General features: G+C 38.3%; 20 protein-coding genes and 1 tRNA gene. 7 read left to right on the top strand and 14 right to left on the bottom strand.

The window, feature by feature from the left end:
* Positions 1-90 precede the first annotated feature (90 nt).
* The 3 genes from COD92_RS16425 to COD92_RS16415 all read right to left on the bottom strand — a co-directional run bounded on the left by COD92_RS16425 (position 91) and on the right by COD92_RS16415 (position 2,871).
* Positions 91-831, bottom strand: coding sequence for a uracil-DNA glycosylase family protein (locus COD92_RS16425; RefSeq protein ID WP_255286712.1), 741 nt, complete (start codon positions 829-831; stop codon positions 91-93).
* 334 nt (positions 832-1,165) lie between these two features.
* Positions 1,166-2,377, bottom strand: coding sequence for a threonine ammonia-lyase (gene ilvA, locus COD92_RS16420; protein WP_098531521.1), 1,212 nt, complete (start codon positions 2,375-2,377; stop codon positions 1,166-1,168).
* An 86-nt stretch (positions 2,378-2,463) separates the two neighbouring features.
* Positions 2,464-2,871, bottom strand: coding sequence for a hypothetical protein (locus COD92_RS16415; RefSeq protein ID WP_098531520.1), 408 nt, complete (start codon positions 2,869-2,871; stop codon positions 2,464-2,466).
* Positions 2,872-3,029: 158 nt separating this feature from the next.
* Between COD92_RS16415 and COD92_RS16410 the strand changes: the two genes are divergently transcribed.
* Positions 3,030-3,404 carry an SET domain-containing protein gene (locus COD92_RS16410; RefSeq protein WP_098531519.1) on the top strand — a complete coding sequence of 125 codons (375 nt, stop codon included), beginning with the start codon at positions 3,030-3,032 and terminating at the stop codon, positions 3,402-3,404.
* A 48-nt stretch (positions 3,405-3,452) separates the two neighbouring features.
* Here the strand turns inward: COD92_RS16410 and COD92_RS16405 are convergent, their stop codons facing one another.
* Positions 3,453-3,815, bottom strand: coding sequence for a group I truncated hemoglobin (locus tag COD92_RS16405; protein ID WP_098531518.1), 363 nt, complete (start codon positions 3,813-3,815; stop codon positions 3,453-3,455).
* Positions 3,816-3,959: 144 nt separating this feature from the next.
* Here COD92_RS16405 and COD92_RS16400 point away from each other — a divergent pair, with 144 nt between their 5' ends.
* Positions 3,960-5,012, top strand: a complete 1,053-nt coding sequence (locus tag COD92_RS16400; RefSeq protein WP_098531517.1) for a DUF3231 family protein — start codon at positions 3,960-3,962, stop codon at positions 5,010-5,012.
* Between the two features lie 22 nt (positions 5,013-5,034).
* Here the strand turns inward: COD92_RS16400 and COD92_RS16395 are convergent, their stop codons facing one another.
* Positions 5,035-5,934, bottom strand: coding sequence for a TIGR01777 family oxidoreductase (locus COD92_RS16395; protein ID WP_098531516.1), 900 nt, complete (start codon positions 5,932-5,934; stop codon positions 5,035-5,037).
* A 13-nt stretch (positions 5,935-5,947) separates the two neighbouring features.
* Positions 5,948-6,448: a hypothetical protein gene (locus COD92_RS16390; RefSeq protein WP_098531515.1), complete on the bottom strand. Its 501-nt coding sequence runs from the start codon at positions 6,446-6,448 to the stop codon at positions 5,948-5,950.
* 165 nt (positions 6,449-6,613) lie between these two features.
* Between COD92_RS16390 and COD92_RS32045 the strand changes: the two genes are divergently transcribed.
* On the top strand, positions 6,614-6,763 hold the full coding sequence (locus tag COD92_RS32045; RefSeq protein ID WP_176541280.1) for a hypothetical protein: 150 nt from the start codon (positions 6,614-6,616) through the stop codon (positions 6,761-6,763).
* Positions 6,764-6,815: 52 nt separating this feature from the next.
* Here COD92_RS32045 and COD92_RS16385 read toward each other — a convergent pair whose 3' ends face one another.
* Entirely contained in the window at positions 6,816-8,966 is a 2,151-nt protein-coding gene (locus COD92_RS16385) for a sensor domain-containing protein (protein ID WP_098531514.1), read from the bottom strand.
* Positions 8,967-9,189: 223 nt separating this feature from the next.
* Between COD92_RS16385 and COD92_RS32040 the strand changes: the two genes are divergently transcribed.
* A tRNA-OTHER gene (locus COD92_RS32040) sits at positions 9,190-9,275 on the top strand.
* A gap of 76 nt (positions 9,276-9,351) precedes the next feature.
* Here the strand turns inward: COD92_RS32040 and COD92_RS16380 are convergent.
* Positions 9,352-10,434, bottom strand: a complete 1,083-nt coding sequence (locus tag COD92_RS16380; RefSeq protein WP_098531513.1) for a sulfate permease — start codon at positions 10,432-10,434, stop codon at positions 9,352-9,354.
* Positions 10,435-10,699: 265 nt separating this feature from the next.
* Positions 10,700-12,262, bottom strand: a complete 1,563-nt coding sequence (locus COD92_RS16375; protein ID WP_098531512.1) for an acetate--CoA ligase — start codon at positions 12,260-12,262, stop codon at positions 10,700-10,702.
* Positions 12,263-12,633: 371 nt separating this feature from the next.
* Here COD92_RS16375 and COD92_RS16370 point away from each other — a divergent pair, with 371 nt between their 5' ends.
* Both COD92_RS16370 and COD92_RS16365 read left to right on the top strand, forming a co-directional pair.
* Positions 12,634-14,259, top strand: a complete 1,626-nt coding sequence (locus COD92_RS16370; protein ID WP_098531511.1) for a PTS sugar transporter — start codon at positions 12,634-12,636, stop codon at positions 14,257-14,259.
* 130 nt (positions 14,260-14,389) lie between these two features.
* On the top strand, positions 14,390-15,106 hold the full coding sequence (locus COD92_RS16365; RefSeq protein WP_098531510.1) for a 3-ketoacyl-ACP reductase: 717 nt from the start codon (positions 14,390-14,392) through the stop codon (positions 15,104-15,106).
* Between the two features lie 121 nt (positions 15,107-15,227).
* On the opposite strand, the gene COD92_RS16360 is transcribed toward COD92_RS16365, so the two are convergent.
* Complete coding sequence (locus COD92_RS16360; protein WP_098531509.1) at positions 15,228-15,521, bottom strand: Dabb family protein; 294 nt, start codon at positions 15,519-15,521, stop codon at positions 15,228-15,230.
* The gene (locus COD92_RS16355; protein WP_098531508.1) at positions 15,518-16,783 is read right to left on the bottom strand and encodes a flavin-dependent oxidoreductase; all 1,266 of its coding nucleotides are present in this window, start codon (positions 16,781-16,783) and stop codon (positions 15,518-15,520) included. Before COD92_RS16355 ends, COD92_RS16360 begins: the two co-directional genes overlap by 4 nt.
* Positions 16,784-16,957: 174 nt before the next feature.
* Here COD92_RS16355 and COD92_RS16350 point away from each other — a divergent pair, with 174 nt between their 5' ends.
* Positions 16,958-17,440, top strand: a complete 483-nt coding sequence (locus tag COD92_RS16350; protein ID WP_098531551.1) for a DUF2798 domain-containing protein — start codon at positions 16,958-16,960, stop codon at positions 17,438-17,440.
* A 214-nt stretch (positions 17,441-17,654) separates the two neighbouring features.
* On the opposite strand, the gene COD92_RS16345 is transcribed toward COD92_RS16350, so the two are convergent.
* The 3 genes from COD92_RS16345 to COD92_RS16335 all read right to left on the bottom strand — a co-directional run bounded on the left by COD92_RS16345 (position 17,655) and on the right by COD92_RS16335 (position 20,518).
* On the bottom strand, positions 17,655-18,362 hold the full coding sequence (locus tag COD92_RS16345) for a DNA alkylation repair protein (RefSeq protein ID WP_098531507.1): 708 nt from the start codon (positions 18,360-18,362) through the stop codon (positions 17,655-17,657).
* 124 nt (positions 18,363-18,486) lie between these two features.
* Positions 18,487-18,864, bottom strand: coding sequence for a hypothetical protein (locus COD92_RS16340; RefSeq protein WP_098531506.1), 378 nt, complete (start codon positions 18,862-18,864; stop codon positions 18,487-18,489).
* 259 nt (positions 18,865-19,123) lie between these two features.
* Positions 19,124-20,518, bottom strand: coding sequence for an MATE family efflux transporter (locus COD92_RS16335; protein WP_098531505.1), 1,395 nt, complete (start codon positions 20,516-20,518; stop codon positions 19,124-19,126).
* Positions 20,519-20,551 lie beyond the last annotated feature (33 nt).

The raw sequence follows: 20,551 nt of genomic DNA, 5'->3' as shown, positions 1-20,551 counted from the left end.
AAAAAGACCGGAATGCTTTATACACTTCGGTCATTACTTGATTGTTAAAATTTTTGAGATTGAAAGACTTTTTCGTTTGAAAATTTATTTTTAAAAAAATTCATCCAGCTGCCGTTTCATTTCTTCTTTATTCTCTCGAAATTGCCGATGTCGATGGCCATTTCCTCCTGATGGATGTGGGAATCCGCCGAGAACATAGTGGCTCTCAATCAATCTCTGCTCCATTAAGAATCTCAAAACCCTGGTAATATTAACACCTAATGGAATGATAAGGGGGTTATGCAGTCGAGTAATATCATTAACAAAGTACTTCCGTACATATGACAGTAAAAGTTCAGTTTTTATGATATCAGGTCTGGAACCATTATAGTTCTTTTGATCAAAAAAGACTGCATAAGGAAGCAGCGAGGTATTATATACTAAGTGACTCGATGACCCAAATAAGTCTATCGTGGAGGGGATACCTAAATGTCCAGCGAGTCCTAGTTCATCCAGCATCGTGACCAGATTTTTGCGCATCGGTCCTTCAAAGCTCGCTTTCTTTTTTACTTCATGAAGAAGTTCTTCATCATTCCAACCGCGGTCCTTACATTCTACTACGGTTGAATAGGCCTTTTTCATTTGGTGCAATCCTGGTGTAATGCCGACAATTACCACTCTGGCTTGGTCATTGATATAATCAAATGGTGTGTAATAAATCTCCAATTTTTTCTCTTTGTCCTTGTCGAGCAAGAACTTTTTATTAAGAATTTCTTTATCCTCTATCGGCAGAGATAAATGATAGATTTCATTTTTAAAATCTGAGAACATTGAAGCGGCTACAATTCCCAAATGAACACCTGCTTTCATAAGAAAAGAGGTTATCTTGATGAAAGATTACTTTCCCCGAGAAAATAGATGATTACTTTCTGTGATGAAAACGACAATAACAACACGATTTGGGTTTTATTTGATTCAAAGATAATGCGAAGGTGATTCAGACAGAATCAGATGAAATTCGGTTACGATTGTCCGAATGCGGGGCTCATTCGGACAACACCTACTGAAAATTAAACGGCCTTGTTCGAACCCGGATCTCACTCGGACATGATCCCTCCTGGATATCGAGCTCCCCTTGTCTGAACTAGACCCTGATTCGGACTCAACCAACAGAATTTCAAACTTGCTAGTCCGAATCCTTAACCACATATCCCTTGTTTTTTAAAACTCCCCTAATTTCCTCAATATGATCCTGATTTTTCGTTTCTAACGCGAGCTCTAACTGGGCATAGCCAGGATAAATATCCTTGCCAACATGATCAAGATGAACAGATTGAATATTCGCATCCAACTCAGCGATCGAGCTCAACACCCTTTGCATTTCACCTGGCTTATCTTTTACAATCATAGAAAAATTAGCATACCGTCCCGACTCCACCATACCACGCTCAATAATCCGTGAGATAAAATTTACATCAACATTCCCACCGCTGATAACCGCAACCACATTCTTCTCTTTAAAATTCACCTTCTGATATAAAAGTGAAGCTAACGATACAGCCCCTGACCCTTCTACGAGCAGCTTATTTCGTTCTAACAGAAGCAACATGGTTCTGGCAATTTCCATTTCATCCACACAAATAATATCATCAACATACTTTTCAACCAATGCGAAATTATGTAACCCTGGTTTCTTAACAGCAATTCCATCTGCCATTGTCGGCGTAGACTCCACCCTTACAGGCTCATGTTCAACTAACGATTGTCTCATACTCGGGCAAGCCATCGCTTGAACGCCATAAACACGAACATGAGGATTTTTCTCCTTAACAGCCAATGCGATGCCGCCAATGAGTCCACCTCCCCCAACTGGAACCATAATTGCTTCTACATCTGGAAGTTGCTCTAGTATTTCTAAACCAACCGTCCCCTGTCCAGCAATAACCGCGTCATCATCAAAGGCATGGACAAAAGTTGCCCCCATCTGATCCTTTAATTCCAAAGCGTACGCAAGGGCATCATCAAACGTATGTCCCTGCAGCACAACCTCCGCTCCATACTGTCTGGTCGCGGACACCTTACTTAGCGGCGCTCCCTTCGGCATAACAATCGTACAAGGAATTCCTAACATTTGACTAGAATACGCGACACCTTGGGCGTGATTTCCGGCGGAGGCAGCCACAACCCCCTTTTGCAATTCCGCCTCCGTTAAAGAAATCATTTTATTATAGGATCCTCTTACTTTAAAAGAACCTGTTTTCTGCAGGTTTTCCAACTTTAGATAGACCTTATTATTAGCTGAAATACTGCTAAAGGTTTGTGAAAAATCAAGTGGAGTTGTGTGGACAATTCCCTTCATTTTTTCACGAGCAAGGATAATATCATCTAGGGTTATCAAATACAAAACCTCCTACATCCCACTTTCTTATTGTTAGGATGTGCTTGGATAAGCAATCTATACTTCTGCAAAGATTAACTGGTTGCCTACGGAACAATCCGCGGTGGTTGGACGGTCTCCTCCTCAAGCACACGAAGACCTCCAATTACTTCATACGCAGAACCAATCGACACAAGGAAATCACCTGTAATGGCAATCTTTTGTTCTTGGATCAGTTTGATTTTATCGGTTTCACCAATTTGGCTTTGTACAGATAAAGCTTCTAATAGCTGTCCGATTGTCCGAATCCAAGCACCAGATAATATTTGCTGTTCACCTAATCGATTGGCGTCTTCTTCTAAATGGAATAATCCGGATAATCCTTTTAACTCAATTAATTGTCCGATCACTTGAATCCAGAGCCCTAGGGCAACCTCTTTTTCAAATTGTAAAATTTTTTGTTCGTATTCGTTTTCATTATGCTCGCTTTTCGTATCATTCATTTGTTTAGGCACCTTGATTACTCCCACCCTCAGAATACCAATTTGAATTATTTTATGATAAACCACTACAATCGTGTATGAATTTTTTAATAGGAAGAGACCTAGTCAAAATGCCCCCGCCTCGCATAGAGTAATAAAAAGTCTGATCAAATGATAAAAATGGGCGGTGAATGAAATTGTTTGAAGTAAAAGAGTGTAAATACGGCAGAGGAATCTTTGCAACTAGAAATATAAGCAAGGGTGAACTCATTCATGAGGCCCCAATTATTATTTCTCCTAGCGACGAATACAAATATTTGAAAAAGACGATATTTATAGAGTATGTATTTTGGTGGGGCGAAAATTTAGAGGAATGTGCACTGGCATTAGGCTATGGTTCGCTATTTAACCATTCCTATACACCAAATGGATTATATAAGCTCAACTTAACTCAGAAAACGATTGACTTTTATGCCCATACCGATATAAAAGAAGGCGAAGAAATCATGATTAATTACAATGGTGATCCTGAAAATGATACACCGGTATGGTTTGATGTTCTTTAAAACTCTAATAAAATGATTGAAGGGACCTAATAGGTCCCTTTTTTGATCTTACTGGTAAAGGATATCATCTCTTAAGGATGCAACTCTTGTTAAAGCTTGATCAATGTCAGCTTCACTCACACCATAATGAGCAAGTGCTTTATGTAAATGGTTGACAATTGCATTAAAATGTTCAGGCTGCAAATTCATCCCTTGATGCGCTTTCGCCATGGATTGACCAGAATATTGTTTTGGACCACCGAGAGCAAAGCTGATAAATTTGGTTTGGTGACTCTTTTGTTTTTCCATATCGGTGTTTTCAAAAAATTGATTGACAGTCTCATCCTTTAACACTAGTTCATTATAAAAATAGTCGACCACTTTTCCAATTGCCTCTTGCCCGCCAATTTTTTCATAAAGACTTTGTTCCATGAATATTCACTCCTATTCTGTAAAGTACAAAGCTATTTTCTTCAGAAAAATAGTTAATATACACACTTAACGAAATATCGTCAATTGAATAAATTTCTATAGTTAGAAAAAAATAAGAAAAAATGAGTTAAGGGGTAGTTTCAGATGCAAACCAATAAGGTCCTTAAACCGCTAAAATTAAGCCCAAATAATTTAAAGCCGGATGCAAAATTAACCGCACCTGAAATGGGAAAACTCTGGGCAACTTATGTTGGCAATAGTATGTCATCCTGGATATTAAGGTACTTTCTTAAACATGTGGACGATGAGGATATTAGATTATTATTGGAAAACGGCTTAAGTTTATCTGAGGATTTTATGCAGAGAATCGAGCAAATCCTTTCAAAAGAGAACTATCCTATTCCCATTGGCTTTACAAAAGACGATGTAAATCTTGGAGCTCCTCGTTTATTCCAAGATGAATTTTACGTTCACTATTTAAAGTATGCAGCAAAAGCAGCTCTAAGTTTATATAATGTGGCAATTCCGTTAGTGTTAAGAGAAGATATCAGAGACTTTTTTATTTATTGTAATGTCTCTACGATTACTTTTCTCGGTCAGTTGAACGATGTTTTGATGATAAAAGGTCTAAATATAAAACCTCCTATACTGCCTATACCCGAAAAAGTAGATTTTATTAAAAAACAAAACTACTTAAAAGGTTTTTTGGGAGATGTTCGCTCACTCCACGCACTGGAAATCACACATCTTTACGATAACATTGAAAATAACACGACCAGCAAAGCCCTATTAATTGCATTTAGCCAGGTTGCAAAAGATGAAGAAGTCCGACAATTTCTCATTCGCGGCAATGAAATAACTGACCGATCCGTCAAGCAATATAGTGAAAAATTACAAAAGGATAATTTACCTTTCCCCACTCAGCTAGACCATTTAGTAACGGAATCTACCTTTTCACCATTTTCCGATAAATTAATGGTCTTTCACAAGGTGGATATGTTCTCGATGAAGATAAGGTCGTTTGGAAATTCAATAGCGGTAAATGGAAGAAGAGATATTGGGTCCATGTATATGCGCTCACTGGCAGAAATGTTGGTTTACGTTGAAGATGGAGCCAATATATTGATTGAGAATGGCTGGATGGAGGAGCCTCCGAAAGCGGCCGATCGATCCGATTTAGCATCCAATAAGTCTTAGTTATTGGATGCTTTTATTATGATTATTTTACTAATAAATCCTCTAAAGCGTGTTGGAGTAAGGGGTAGGAGAATTCAAAGCCTTCTCCCTTCAAAACTTCCGGAACAACATGCTGTCCTTCTAATACAAGTGCACTCTTTTGCCCAAGTACCCATTTCATTGCTAAGGTTGGTACCGGCAGCCAATGCGGGCGGTGTAATACGGATCCAATCGTTTTACCAAACTCCTTCATTCTAACTGGAGCAGGTGCTGTTACATTGACCGGCCCATGTAATGGTTTTTCTAAAACAAAATGAATCGCCCGAATAACATCCATCACATGGACCCAAGAAACCCATTGCTCACCAGAACCAACGGTCCCTCCAGCAAACAATTTATATGGCATTACCATCAATGGAAGTGCCCCGCCTTCTCGGCCAAGCACGACTCCAAATCTCATTAAAACTGCCCGAATACCAGCTTCTTCAACTTGCTCCGCTAGCTTTTCCCAGTCATGAACCGTTCTACCTAAAAAATCATCGGCGATTTCTCTAGATTCTTCCGTATAAACAGTATTTTGGGAAGCTGAGTATACTCCGATGGCACTTGCATTGACAAGAACACTGGGCCTTTTTTCCAATCTGTTGATAATCCGAATCAGTTCCTTTGTAGCTATCATCCGGCTGTCATATATTTGCTTTTGATGATTCATATTCCATCTTCCCTGATTGATCGAAACCCCTGCTAAATTAATAAATGCATCTGCAATTCTTATTTCATTCTCAGGTGATGCCCCTTCGGTCAGCCAATTCACATATGTAATTTTTTCAGTTGGCATATGTTCCGTTCTTGTTAATATAACTATTTCATGCCCTTTTTTTAAAAGGAAGTTTGTCAATTTTTGGCCGATAAATCCTGAACCGCCAGCAATAACAATTTTCATCTTGTCCCTCCCATCAATCATCTACTTTTTTCCAATGATTATAAATGAATTCCTTAAACAATTCATTGAGTCTTGCCTTTTTTTGATTTTTCAACCATTCCACCTGATCAATCGGCAATTTTAGTTTTAATTGAATATTTTCATCCGGCATCTCTACTTTTCTAATTTCTTCTATAGTGATGCCTTCTTCGATATTCGGAAACCAAGCATCATTCTCATTCACCTGGTCCAAAAAATAATAGTCATTAGGGTCATCAAGTTCACTAAATAAATTAAGCTGCGGCAAGCCCCCTGCTAAGACTTTTACATGCATAATCGAATGAAGCACTCTGCCATCTTCTAATTCTATTTCAATAATGAGATTATCTTCCTTTTTATATTTCTTTACGACAACCTCACTGACGATGAGGTCCAACTCTAAAGTGAATCCTGAGCTTGCTGCAAAAACATAGATCGCACTTTTAAATACGCGGATGTTTTCCCCATCAATTTTCACTGATTTAACTACTGCCATAATGGTTCCCCCAAAAAGTTGTTTCTTCGTAAATAGTAAAAAATATGTATTGGATTATCTATCATCATAACACCAAATGAGCTTTTTGAGGATGAAAAATGGACTGGGATAAGTTCGATTAATGGAGTAAAAACTAAATCATAACTAAAAATGGGGTGTTTACTGATGGTAAAAGAAAAAAATAATCAAAGTATTGATGACAATACAACGGGACAGCAAAAAAAAACGTTAGATGATATTAAAAAGAAAAGTCCGATGAATTGGGGCGTCTTAGACTTTGCAGAAAGTGTTCATCAAAATACAAGGGAGGATTAATTTTATACACCCAAAAGGAGAGTGGTCAAAAAAGCCACTCTCCTTTTCCAATTTAAGTGATAATAAAGGTTTCATCGTTCACAAGCAGACTTTTTACTTCCTTTGGGTCAACAGGTTTACTAATAAAGTTTCCTTGAGCATAGTCGCAAGATCTATTGACAAGGAAATCATACTGTTCCCAATTTTCCACGCCCTCGGCAACGACATCAATTTTTAAACTATGGGCCAAGGAGATAACAGCGGAGGCAATCTTTGCATCTGCGTCGTCCCTCTCGATATTAGCGATAAAGGAGCGGTCAATCTTTAGTGTATCAATTGGGAAAAATTTTAAATAGCTAAGTGAAGAAAACCCGGTTCCAAAATCGTCAATCGATATTTTTATCCCTAGTTGTTTTAATTCTTGTAAAACAATCACTGCTTCTTCCGGATTCTTCATGACAATTCCCTCTGTCACTTCCAATTCCAGCGAGTTAGGTGACAACCCTGTCTCTTCAAGAACAGAGATGACCATTCCAACCAAGTTCTGTCTTTGAAATTGTTTTGGTGACAAATTAACACTAATCGTTAACTCACCGAAGCCTAAATCCTGCCATTCTTTACACTGCCTACAAGCCTCCCGTAATACCCACTCACCAATTGGATTAATGAGGCCCGTTTCTTCGGCGATAGGGATAAAGGCATCTGGAAGAATAATTTGATCCAGTTTATTTTTCCATCGAATTAAAGCCTCCATCCCGTTTATTTCACCTGTATGTAAGTTTACTTTGGGTTGATAATAAAGGATAAATTCATTATCATCTAATGCTTTTCTTAACAGAATCTCTAGGTCCATCCGTTTATTAGCATGATGTTTCATATCAGGATGGTATAAACTATAGCAGTTTCTTCCCATCTCCTTCGAACCATACATCGCGAGGTCAGCATTTTTAATAAGAGAATTAAGGTCTGTCCCATCTTTTGGATAAAAACTAATCCCCATGCTTGTTGAGATATTGAGCTTTTGTCCCTTTATCAAGAAAGGGGCTGCCATCACTTCCATAATTCGATCGCAGATTTCAGTAATTTCCTTTTCACTAGATAATTGAGGAATAAGAATGATAAATTCATCCCCGCCAAACCGGGCCAGTTTAACCTCTCTATGATCTGTCGCGGCTTGCAGCCTTTTTGAAACTTCCTTTAGCAGTAAATCGCCCGCTTCGTGTCCCAAGCTATCATTTACGACCTTGAAATAGTCTAAGTCCAGTAAAATAAAACCCAATATGCTAGAGGGTACGTTCTTTTGGGTGATATTCTCCTCTAAAATGGACTGGATTGCCCATCGATTAGGCAAATCCGTTAAGGCATCATGAAAGGCCATATGTTTGATTTGTGCTTCAGCTCTTTTTTTATCACGAATATCTCGGCATAAAGCAAAATACATTTGATTTTCACCAATATGAATCAGGCGAATATTGATATCAACCGGAATTTGAGTATGGTCTTTCCCCGTCATTAAATCCTCGAAATTGCTGGAGGCCTTCTCTTTAGAATCAATTTTTAAATGTTTTATTTTTTCAGGAAGTTTGGAAAAAACCATTTCAGTACTCATCCTAAGTAATTCTTCCTTGGAAAAGTTTAATACTTCGCAAGCAGTTGGATTGACTTCCGTAAACATTCCATCAGTTCCGATTAAGAAAAAACTATCCGCGGCTTGCTCAGTTAAGCTTCTGAACTTCTCTTCACTTTCTTTTAAGCGATTTTCAGCTCTGACACGATCGGTTATCTCTAAAGCAAAACCCAGCAAAAAGTCCTCTTCAGATTCATCGATGTGGATGATCGTTTTACCAGAAAACATATGATGTTCCTCACCTTTGTATCCACTTGGAAATTCTCTGGTGATCAGCTGCCGCTTTTTCCAAACTTCAAGGTCATAAGCTCGATTAAGTTTGGCAATTTCAAGGGGAAAGTAATCAAAGATCGTTTTTCCAACGATTTTATCCAAACTTACCCCATTCGAAAGGCAAACTTGCTTATTAGCATAGATGGTGCGCCCTTCCGGATCTTCTAAAAAGATATTAATGGGTAATGCATCCAGTATACTAAGATATAAGGATTCATTTACGCGAATTTGCTTTGAGAGCTCCTGGTTTTGTTGTTCAAGTTCCGCGACTTGTGAACGCAGCTTTTCTAATTCCATTGCTTGCTGATTAGACTGAACGTTCATCTATACCCTCCTCAAAATAGATACGATCTTGTATTTTTATTTAAAGTAGTTGATTTTAGATTTGTAAAAAATGATTACATATATTTCTATTATATAACATTATATAATAGTAATATTTGCTCACTTTTTTAATTTAAGAACGATTTATGAATATGAAAGAAAAAAATAGAAGCGCGAGCGTGGGTACTGTATAAAATATCTTATTAAGGGCATTTTATAGATAGGACTTGTAGCTCAATGATAGAGCAACTTGCAGTCATCCTATGAAGACTGTAACGTATCTTGTGGGTTTGAATCCCACCAAGTCCTATTAAATGAAGAAGCTCCAGACATCATCATTAATTGGATGAAGTCTGGAGCATTTTTTTCGTGTAATTGGAACTGTTTATATCCCGCCACCCTCGTCATGAATGGTGCTCTTTTCTTTACGGATATTGGCATATAGGCTTAATGTCCCTAAAGCAGCGATTAAAGTACTTAAGATAACGATAATATTGTAAAAATTAGTTTTGATCAATAGATTAATTAAAGTATAAGAAATCACCAGTGACGCTAATGGTGAAATCAGCCATACCTTCAAAATCTTTCTAATTACCGCTTTTTGCCAAAAACCAATCCCTTTTTGTGATGCCCCAATTCCTAAGATCCCACATGTGGTGACTTGAGTTAAAGGAATCGGCAGTCCAAAAATAGAGGCAATCGTAACTAATGCTCCACCAGTAAAAGAAACAGCACTACCCTCTAATAAGGATAGTTTCGTGATTTTCTTCCCATTGGTTTCGATCACTCTGCCCCCCAAGAGAATCGCACCTAACGCAACAAATAGTCCGCCGATCCAAATCCCTTTAGATGTAGAAAGCATTCCTGCTCCAACTAACGGTCCAACCGCATTGGCCACATTATTCATCCCTGCAGAAAAGGCTTCAAAGCACCCACCCAAGACAAGGATTCGCCCCAGCCATTTTTTCCATTTTCCTTGCTTTGTCAAACTTGGCCAGCGCTTTTCGGATTTGGCAATCAGCTTTCCAAAAATAAATGTAATGATAAATGAGACAACTGGAACTATGACCCAAAACGCAATAATAACTAATAGACTATTAATGAATAAACTTTTAAAAGCAATACCCGCACCTACAATAGCACCAACGGTAACTTCACTAGTCGATAATGGAATTCCCATTAGATTTGCTATAAACAATGTTAGGGTTGCCCCTGCCAGAATAAGAACCACTAGTTCAATTGTAAGTATTTTTGAAGGAATTATTCCACTTCCAATCGTCTTTACGACCTCTCCGCCTCCAAGAACGGCACCTAAAAAAGCGGCGATGGCTACTAACACCATAGCAAGCCATTTATTCTTGATCGCATCTGCACCATAGGCCGACCCCATTGATGCAGCTGTTCCGCTTGCTCCAATGTTCATCGCGAAGAAGAATGCTATGATATAAGCTAAATACGTCCAAAACATATCAATCTCTCCTTATGTATGTCTATCTATCTAGCAGAATAAATCTCGCAATGTTCCGAAACTTCAATTCATACTATTCAGGTAGGATTAATTTAATATTATACAATTCTTTTTTTAAATAAGCAACATCCAAATTACTTATGTCACAGAATTTTTTAAATATTTCTTATTAAAGCTCGTTTGATGTGAAGTGTTTTAAAAGTTTATAAAGCAAAAAATGCTATAACCCAATAGGGCTATAGCATCCTTTATCATATTTATAACTCTATTGTTGCGCTCTTAATGCCACACGGCGAATTTTTCCTGAATCGGTTTTGGGCAGTGCTTCCATATATTCAATAACACGAGGATACTTGTAAGGTGCAGTTAAGTTTTTTACAAAGCTTTGCAATTCTTTTGTTAACTCAGATGTACCGTCAATCCCATCTTTTAATACCACACAGGCTTTTACGACATTTCCTCTAACAGGATCCGGAGATGGGACGACAGCGCACTCTTTTACCGCTTTATGTTTCATTAACGCATCTTCCACTTCAAAAGGTCCAATCGTATAGCCGGAACTGATGATGACATCATCTTTTCTTCCTTGGAACCAATAATAGTTTTCCTCATCTCTATATGCTCTATCTCCTGTTAGAAAATATTCACCAAGATAGGATGCGGCAGTGGATTCTGGATTTTTATAATAGTGTTGAAATAAGGCTGGGAAATCCTTTTTAATCGCAATCGTCCCAACTTCCTTTACGGGAGCAGGCTGGCCTTTTTCGTTAACAACTTCAATATATTCTGGCATTAATGGCTGGCCCATTGAACCTAATTTACTCTCATCAATATTTAAATTAGCGATCAATAAAGTACTTTCGGTCTGACCATACCCGTCACGGATAAGGATGTTAAACTCATTTTTAAAAACGTCAATAACTTCACGGTTCAGTGCCTCACCAGCGGAAACAGCAGTATGTAAAGCTGCTAAATCGAAGGTTGAAAGATCATCTAATTTTGCCATCATCCGATATTCGGTAGGTGTACAGCATAATACATTGACCTTATTGTCCTGAAGCAGCTGTAAATATTTATGAGGCTGGAATCTTCCATTATAGACAAATCCAGTAGCACCGGAACCCAAAATCGATAAAAACGGACTCCAAACCCATTTTTGCCAGCCTGGTGCAGCTGTTGCCCAAACAAGATCATACCCACTAATATTCAGCCATTTTGAGGCAGCAATTCGTAAATGTGCATAACCCCATCCATGACTGTGAACAACACCTTTTGGCTGCCCGGTTGTACCAGATGTATATGCCAGGAAGGCTACATCTTCTTTCAAGGTATCCGCATCGGTGAAGGTTTCTGATTCAACCTCAGCTAGTGCTTCCATAGAAAGCCAGTTAGGTACCTCCTGACCGAAGGCAATCTTAAATTGAAGGAATGGTGTTTCCTCTGTTATATTTTCAAATTCTTTGACCAAATTGTAATAAGAAATAACAGCTTTTGCCTCTGAGTGATTCAAGCGATATAATAAATCCTTTGCCCGAAGCAATTCAGAAGATGGACTTATGACAATCCCTGCTTTTAAACAGGCTAAATAAATCACATATGACTCAATTAAACGAGTCGTCATGACAACTACACGATCGCCTTTCTCTAGTCCTAATTTCGTTAATCCATTTGCAAGCTTATTCGCTTTCTTATTGAGTTCATCATAAGTAATTGTTTGAGTTTCACCGGATTCATTTACCCATTTCAAAGCAATTTTCTCGGATACATGCTTTGAGATTTCACTTGCTAAATTAAAGTGTTCTGGTGCAATTAATGATTTTAAATCCACGGTTGTCAATCTCCAATCAGTTAAATTAAAACACACATATTGTTAATTAAAAATTTTGTGCATTTTGAGAATTAGTACCTAGTAATAGTACAAGCCTTTAAAAATTATATACATACTATAATACCACTTTGAATTTGAATGTAAATTATTTAACATCGAAGTTCACTTAATCGTAGGATGTATTAACTAGATATTTGATATTCCTTTATAGATTATTGATTTAACAGCCTCTTTCACCTTTTAAAATAGTAAGAATATTCATTCTAAAACTTTAACAAATTAAAATTTTACTGTATTATTGTGGTAAATCCTCTTACGTGGATGATATATACAAATAATTTTAGGAATTGCAAAGGGGGAAGTTGAATAAGATGGAGGAGTTTTTTACAAAAAAGAAAGTTGCTATTATCGCCAGCAGTGGAGGTAATCTATATTTCTTAGGGGGTAAAGATCCCGCAAAACTATTAGATGAGCTTCTCTTACAGATTGAAGCTGCTGGCATGGTTTGTACATCGTTACAATTTATTGCAGCAAAAGCTAGCATGGATAACATAAAGGATGATACACAGGCCGAGTTATATAGTTGGGATGAACAAACAAAGAGCCCTGCTGTAACAGTAGTAGGAACCATTGCCGAGGTCAACAAGGCAGCAGCCCTAGTTGATAAGGAGATAGCGGAAAAAATTAATGACGGAGAAGTCGATGCTCTAATTTTTATGAGTGCAGATCCAAACGGAGCAAATTTACATACTGTGGAAGCAGCGGCTAAGAAAAAATTGCCTGCAACCGGAACTGGCGGTACCTCAATGGCAACAATTGCAGCAAAAGGAGTAAACGTCATCTCTACTTCCGGAACAACTGGGACAACGAATCGAACACGAGCCGTCACTTTCATTACATCTTTAAGTAAGCATTTTGGCCTATCTTACCGCCCAATCATCGGTAAGGCAGCTACAAATAACCAATTAGAACAATCATCGACTTCAGCATATAAACGTATTAACCTGCGCGGAATGATGCTCTCCTCTCTTCCTGGTTTTATTGCGATGGCACTAATCTTAGCGATTAGCAAGATACCTGGATTGTCCGGACTGAGCGAAGTGTTTGATCTGATGATTAACGCTCTTCCGGTTATATTAGCAGTTGTTGCGGCTAAGCAAGTGGCTGAACTTGACGAGGTCTCGATAGTGGCAGGAATTGTTGCAGGGGTATTATCTGTTAAAGGCGGAATCATAGGCGGAATTGTTGCAGGTATTCTCGCCGGGCTTTTGGTTCAATACATATTTAGGAAATGCGTCGAATGGAGGTTTCCTGCTACAACGGTTAATATTGCAGCAGGAGGAATCGCCGGATTGATTGCCGGTTTAGCCGTTTACTTCCTCATCGCTCCGATTGCCTTATGGCTTGGCGGCGAAATTCGTTCTTTAATAGATTTCTTAGTTTCTACTAATGGTGTACTAGCCGGATTAATTGCAGGACTGTTAATTTGGCCAGCCATTATTGGCGGTGTTTATCATGCTGCGATTTTACCAATTGTCCTGTTGGAAATGGAGAAGACGGGAAACAGCTTTTTAGGAGCAGTTGATATGGTTGGATTAGTAATGGTATCAGCTGGGATTACACTTGCCAATATTATTTCACCACGAGACAAAGGTGAGGCAGCCGTAGCAGCTCCCGGTTTTGCTATAAACATGGGCTTTGGTACTTTTGTTGAAGCGGCCTATCCATTTATGTTTTCCAACAAAATGATCTTTGCCGGTGCAATCATTTCATCAGGTTTAGGCGGTTTGCTTGTTGGCTTCTTTGATGTCCGTGGTACGGCTTATGTTCCATCTTTTATGGCCCCTCTATTATCAAATAATGCAACAGGGTTTATAATTGCCATGGTTGGAAGTTTAGTTTGTTCGTTCCTGATAACTTTCTTTGTAAATAAAATCTCTAGGAAAAACGTTAAAACCATGGAACCTAAAAAGACCTCGAATGATTTGGTAAGTTAATAGTTAACAGAACCTCAGTTATTTATTGATGAGGTTCTGTTTTATTTACTATATCAATTACTAAGTATATTACCTCTCTTAATTGCTCAATTTATAGTTGTTCTAAAAAATAAAGTAAGGATTGATTGTAATGATTTCACTTAATGGAAAGACCGCTCTTGTTACTGGAGGAGGAAGAGGTATAGGCCGTGCTGTGGCCATAGCCTTAGCGAAGGAAGGTGTTAATCTTGGTTTAATCGGATTAAACATGGCTAATCTTGAAAAAGTAACATCTGAACTTGAACAATATAATGTACAAATTTCAGCCGCTACAGCCAATGTATCGGACCTAGAATCGGTCACCCATGCTGTTGAACATATTAAATCAGATTTAGGAAACATTGATTTCCTAATTAATAATGCCGGTGTAGCCAAATTTGGAGGATTCCTCGATTTATCACCCGAGGAATGGGAGAATATTATTCGTGTAAACTTGATGGGTGTTTATAATGTCACAAGAATGGTTTTGCCTGGGATGATTGAGCGGAATTCAGGAGATATCGTAAACATCTCTTCTACTGCCGGGCAAAAAGGAGCACCTGTAACAAGTGCTTACAGCGCTTCAAAATTTGCGGTACTGGGACTTACAGAATCACTTGCTCTTGAGGTAAGAAAGCATAATATCCGTGTTACTGCCTTAACACCTAGTACTGTTGCTACCGATTTAGCAATCGAAACTAATCTTATCTCTGGAAATCCTGAAAATGCGATTCAGCCGGAAGACTTAGCCGACCTGTTAGTAGCCGGTTTAAAACTTCACCCAAGAGTTTTCCTTAAGTCCGCTGGATTATGGTCGACAAATCCATAAATCAAAATGGGAAAGGAGTTTCATCCTTTCCCTTTTTAAACCATAAAAGATCATATTAACGCCAATACAGAAAAGCTAAAACGCGTTACATCATTAAAGTCTATAACAAAAAAAAATATAACTATATTTCAAAATCAACAATAATACTATCTTCCAAGCCAATCTCCTTCAAGTAGCTAAAAACTTCTTGATGTGCTGGATGCGGCCCATAGTTTGCTAAGGAAGTTTTGTCTTCAAAGCGGACCGTCAAGCCCATTTCATAGCCTTGACTCCGGTTTGACAAATTGGTCCCCTGCTGAATGTCTACAATCCCAGGTATCACATATTTTAATAATAACGTCCTGCGAATTAATTCTTGTTTTTGTTTTTCGGTCGTTTTTGGTGAAAACTTTAGTAAGACAATATGCTCAATCATGATGTGACTCCTAGTTTACTATTCAACTTTTCCTTATCAAAACCGGCAATTTGCTTGTATCGATTAGAAATTTCCTCCAATTCCTCATAGGAAACCACATCTTCTAAATCGTTAAAACCATGAGGGGCACGTTCTTCGACAATTTGCATCACCACTTCTGGACCATTCTTCCGATTTAATAGAACAATATTTGCTGTTGCTTCTAACCTAGTTTCTTCATAGACCTTCAATGCTAGCTCAGCATCCCGATATTCCAAAATCGCTTCTCCCAGTGCATCAGCATCAAGGATCGCTTGTGAAGCACCATTCGATCCAATTGGGTACATTGGGTGTGCCGCATCACCTAATAAGGTTACCCGCCCAAAGGTCCATTGCGGCAGGGGATCACGGTCAACCATTGGGAATTCATAAACAGCATCTGTTTCTTCGATCAGCTTTGGTACATTCAGCCAGCCAAAATCCCATGACTCAAAAGCTGGTGCAAAGATCTCCTTGTCAATTTTCCGATTCCAATCTGCCCTTGAAGGCATTTCGTCACCGACAGCTAGTTCCGCAATCCAGTTAACAAGCGATTTTCCTTTCGCAGCTGTATCAGGGCAAACGGGATAGGCAACAAATTTTTGATCCTGGTAGCCCGCCATAATCATCGACTTTCCCGTAAGGAAAGGTGTAGATTCTGTAATACCGCGCCATAGTATACGGCCGCTAAATTTAGGTAAGCCTTCATCCGGATAATAAAATTTCCTCACAACGGAATGAATACCATCCGCAGCGATCATGATGTCTGCATGGTGCGTCCCAAGACTCTCGCCCGTCTTTCGATTTTCAAACTGAGCTACTACTATGTCACCAAAGGTTTGGAAAGATTTTAAATGGTGTCCAGTAAACACCGACTTCTCTCCAAGTTCTTTTTTGACCGCTTCTAATAACAGCATTTGCAGCTTTCCTCGATGGATGGAATATTGCGCCCAGTGGTACCCCGCTTCTACTCCTCGCGGCTCCCGCCAAATATTTTGACCGAATTTGTTAACATAAATAAGTTCGGCTGTAGGCAAGCCAATCTTTTCTAGCTCATCCGCTAAACCTAGTTCGGTTAATACTCTTACTGCATGTGGTAAAAGATTAATCCCAACACCTAGAGCTTTAATCGTTTCTACGCTTTCAAAGACACGCACTGACACGCCCACGCGGTGAAGTTTCAAGGCGGTCACAAGCCCGCCAATACCACCGCCAACTATCATGGCTGATTTGATATTAGTCATATGAATCTCTCCTTGTTATACAAAACTTGCTGATTATTCTTAATTATTACATAAATAATAAATATATCAACAATAAAAATACGAGATACGAAGCAATGTTCACAATATTTTCACTTACGAGAAAATAAACACTACCGCTATAATACGAAAGATAAAATGGAAAGGATGAAGTGTATTGCATCAACTAGGAAAGAAAGTATTTTATTTGGTACAATGATGTGTTTTGGAATGGTTTTGGTTATGACGGTTTATAATTTATTACTAAATGGATTGTTTGGTGAGATACCAGTAGGTGAAATGGTTGTCGAAGGGATCATTGGATTTGTCATTGCCTTGCTGTTAGATCTATTTATTGTTGGTCCAGTAGCTAAAAAAGTAGCCTTCATGCTTCCTTATGACAAATCTAAAAAAGTCTATTGTCTACTAGCGATCTCATTTTGCATGGTAGTAGGAATGGTTCTGTTTATGTCCCTATATGGATTAGCAACTGCCTATCTAGAAAACGGACTAAGCTCAAGCGTTATTACAGACTACTTATCCATAGTAGTTAAGAATTTTATAGTTGCTTTTCCTCTACAACTTTTAATTATGGGACCAGTTGTTCGGTATTTATTCATTAATTTTGTAAAGGGAAAGAAATTTATGAGAGTTGCATAATGAAAATAAAACAAGCTACCCTAATATTTTTGGATAGCGCTAGGAAATATAAAAAGCCTAATTCCTCTTTATTAAATTAAAGAAATTAGGCTCTTTATCGGTACTCCATTAAAGCACCCGATTGTTGAATATCTACCAATCATTGCTTGTAAGCAACCTTGGAATGAGGTATGGAGCTCTCGTTTTAGTTAGTTTAGTGGCACTACAAACGATGCTAACACCTGACATATTTGCGTTTGAAACCAAGCCTCCCTCTATCTATTTCCTTTTGTATATTTTCAGAAGCAAGCAGAATACTGTTTTTTTTCTTGTCCCGCCTGATCTCAACTGGTCCTACTGCCTTTGCGGTTTCAACTGCCTTATCATGGAGCGGCAAATAGGAAATCCCAACAGTGTAAATAAAATTATTCATAGAGGATTTTGTTCGATCAGGAGAATTATGTATCGTATTTTCTACCTGATCAAGCATACCGGAAATCTTGCTTGCACTAAATTCACTGTCCGGACGATTACCCAAAAGCCAGCAGTAACAGCTCCAGCCTGCCGACATTCTAAGTTCTTCACCGCTTGAAATCCATTTATCAGCAACATCTTGAGCAATATCGGTTTCAGCCAAAGTTACTGCAACCACAAAATCGGACAGCATATAAAAATCCGCCGCATCCATCCAACGCTCAAAATCATCCTCAGTCATTGTCATTGGGTCCGCAATGATGCCGGCAAAATACATGGCATCGTAGTTCCCGGTAGAGTAAAGCTGCTCGGCTAATGGCTGATTTTTTTTGATTTTCTTTGCAATCGGCTTCATGGCGCCTGTAGCCACCCCAAAAAGCGGCTCATGTGCACCATTACTTAAGTAAGTCTTTTTTATTCGTTCCTTGCCGAGCGCTTCCAGTTCCTGCATAACCATTTCAAAATCCATCGTTTTGCACTTCCTTCCTTGAAAATATAACTAATGCTAGTTTACGCCAACCATTGATCAGCACCTTCTGGAGTGTCATTTCCTACTTGATAGTAAGAATTCGGCTGAATTTCAGTATTCTCTATTAACGATTTTTTAAAATTAAGGATTCTGTTTTATCGTTCCAAGTTATAGTTGCGGTTATTTTTTCGTTTTCTTGAGTAACTGCACAACCACTACAGGAATGTCCACCAATTTTTAATACTCCATTATTTAAAGAATCATTACCTGCCGATTTTCCTGATACACTTTCAACTACATAATTTATCTCTTTAGGAGTTGCTTTTTGACCGATATATTTTATTGTAAGATTTGTTATTTCGCTATCTTCATCTAGTACATTTACCTCATAATTGACTTGCCAATTTTGACTTTCGCCAACAAAATTCATCAATTTAGAATCTGAACAAGCCGTTAATAAAATAGTTGAAAAAAGAAATAACTTTAAAGTTCTTTTTATCATTTAACCCCCTCCCTATTTTATTATAAATTAAGGAAATGGTTTTTTCTTCCTTTTTCTCACTTCGAAATTCCCATATTAAAAAATAATATCAATTGTAATGATTTTAAAACCCATTAAGATGCTCTAATAACCCTTGGTAAATATAGAAAATGCCGTGTGACCATCACACGCCATTTCCTATATGATTTATATAAAAATCACCCAAATAGAACCTTACACCCAAATTAGGCAGCTTTTTTCCAAAATAATCCCCCTATCGTCACACGAGCTTATGCGCATACCACTTCTTCCCTTTAAATCGCCAAACAAAGATCAGTGTCCGCATCCCCCATTCAATATTCATCGCCACCCAAACACCGATAATTCCAAATCCAAAAGTAATCCCCAATAAATATCCTAGGACTACCCTCAATAGCCACATCGATAGCAAGGATGCAATCGATGTAAAAGTGGAATCCCCTGCTGCCCTTAAAGCCGAGGGCATAATGAAGCTTGCTGGCCATAACAATGGATGACCGACTGCAGAGATTAAAATAAGTATAAAAATGGTTGGGATAATCTCAGCCGGCGGACTGAACAGTTTGATTAATAATGGAAACAAAGGTAGTAACACGGCATCCGCCAGCACAAACAGAATCGTGCCCAGTCCAATCATGGACATAATAAATTTCCTAGCATCCTGGACGTTCCTTCTTCCAACACATTGTCCCACAACCGTTACGATGGCAATACTTAATGAATTGGGTCCTATTTGAAATAGCAAGGCAATCGAATTCCCAATGGCATAAGACGTCAAAGCAAGGGTTCCTAATTGCACAATAAATGTTTGAGTTAACAGCTTACCACCATTGAAAAATAACTGTTCCGCCGCGAATGGAAGCCCTATAAACATTACTTTCTTTAAAATAGCAACATCAATATGCACCGCATTCTTCAACTTAAATCGGATTGTATCATTGTATTTAATGATATAGATTAAAGAAGCAACTACACCTAATAATCTTGCAAAAATGGTGGAAATCACAAGACCTTCTACGCCCATATTAAAAATGGTAATGAGTAAAACATTAAGAATGGTATTGGTTAAATTCATTAATAAAGATAAATTCAAGCATGGTTTGGTCTCGCCGACTCCTCTTAATGCCCCCGTTACAGCTTGGAATATGGCAATAAGCGGATAAGAGAGACAACTGCCGATTAAATAAATTCGGGCATTATGAAAGACATCTGCCTCTGCTTTACCAAATAAAAGGTTTAATGTTGGTGTATGAAAACTAATTACCAATGCACTAAGAATAACTGAAAATAAAGTAACGGCTGTTATAGCCTGTGTGGCTGTTTTGGACACCATCTCCGCACTTCCACTGCCCTTGTATTGGGCAACCATTACGGTACCTCCTGTTGCGACCGCAATAAAGACGTTAACTAAGAAGATATTCAATGAATCTACCATACTCACAGCACTAACCGCAGCAACCCCTGCAGAGCTAATCATGGCTGTATTTAACAGACTCATAATGATCAAGAATGCCTGGTCAACAAAAATAGGCATTATGATCGCAAATAATTTCTTGTAATCAATCGATTCTCCAGTAAAATACTTATCCAACAAAAAAACAGTTCTAGGTTTTATTCTCACTGCAAGTTTATTCATACCGTTACACTTCTTTTCGATTTGTTATGTAAT

The sequence above is a fragment of the Bacillus sp. AFS037270 genome (assembly GCF_002585305.1).
This window is presented reverse-complemented; position numbering and strand designations above follow the sequence as displayed.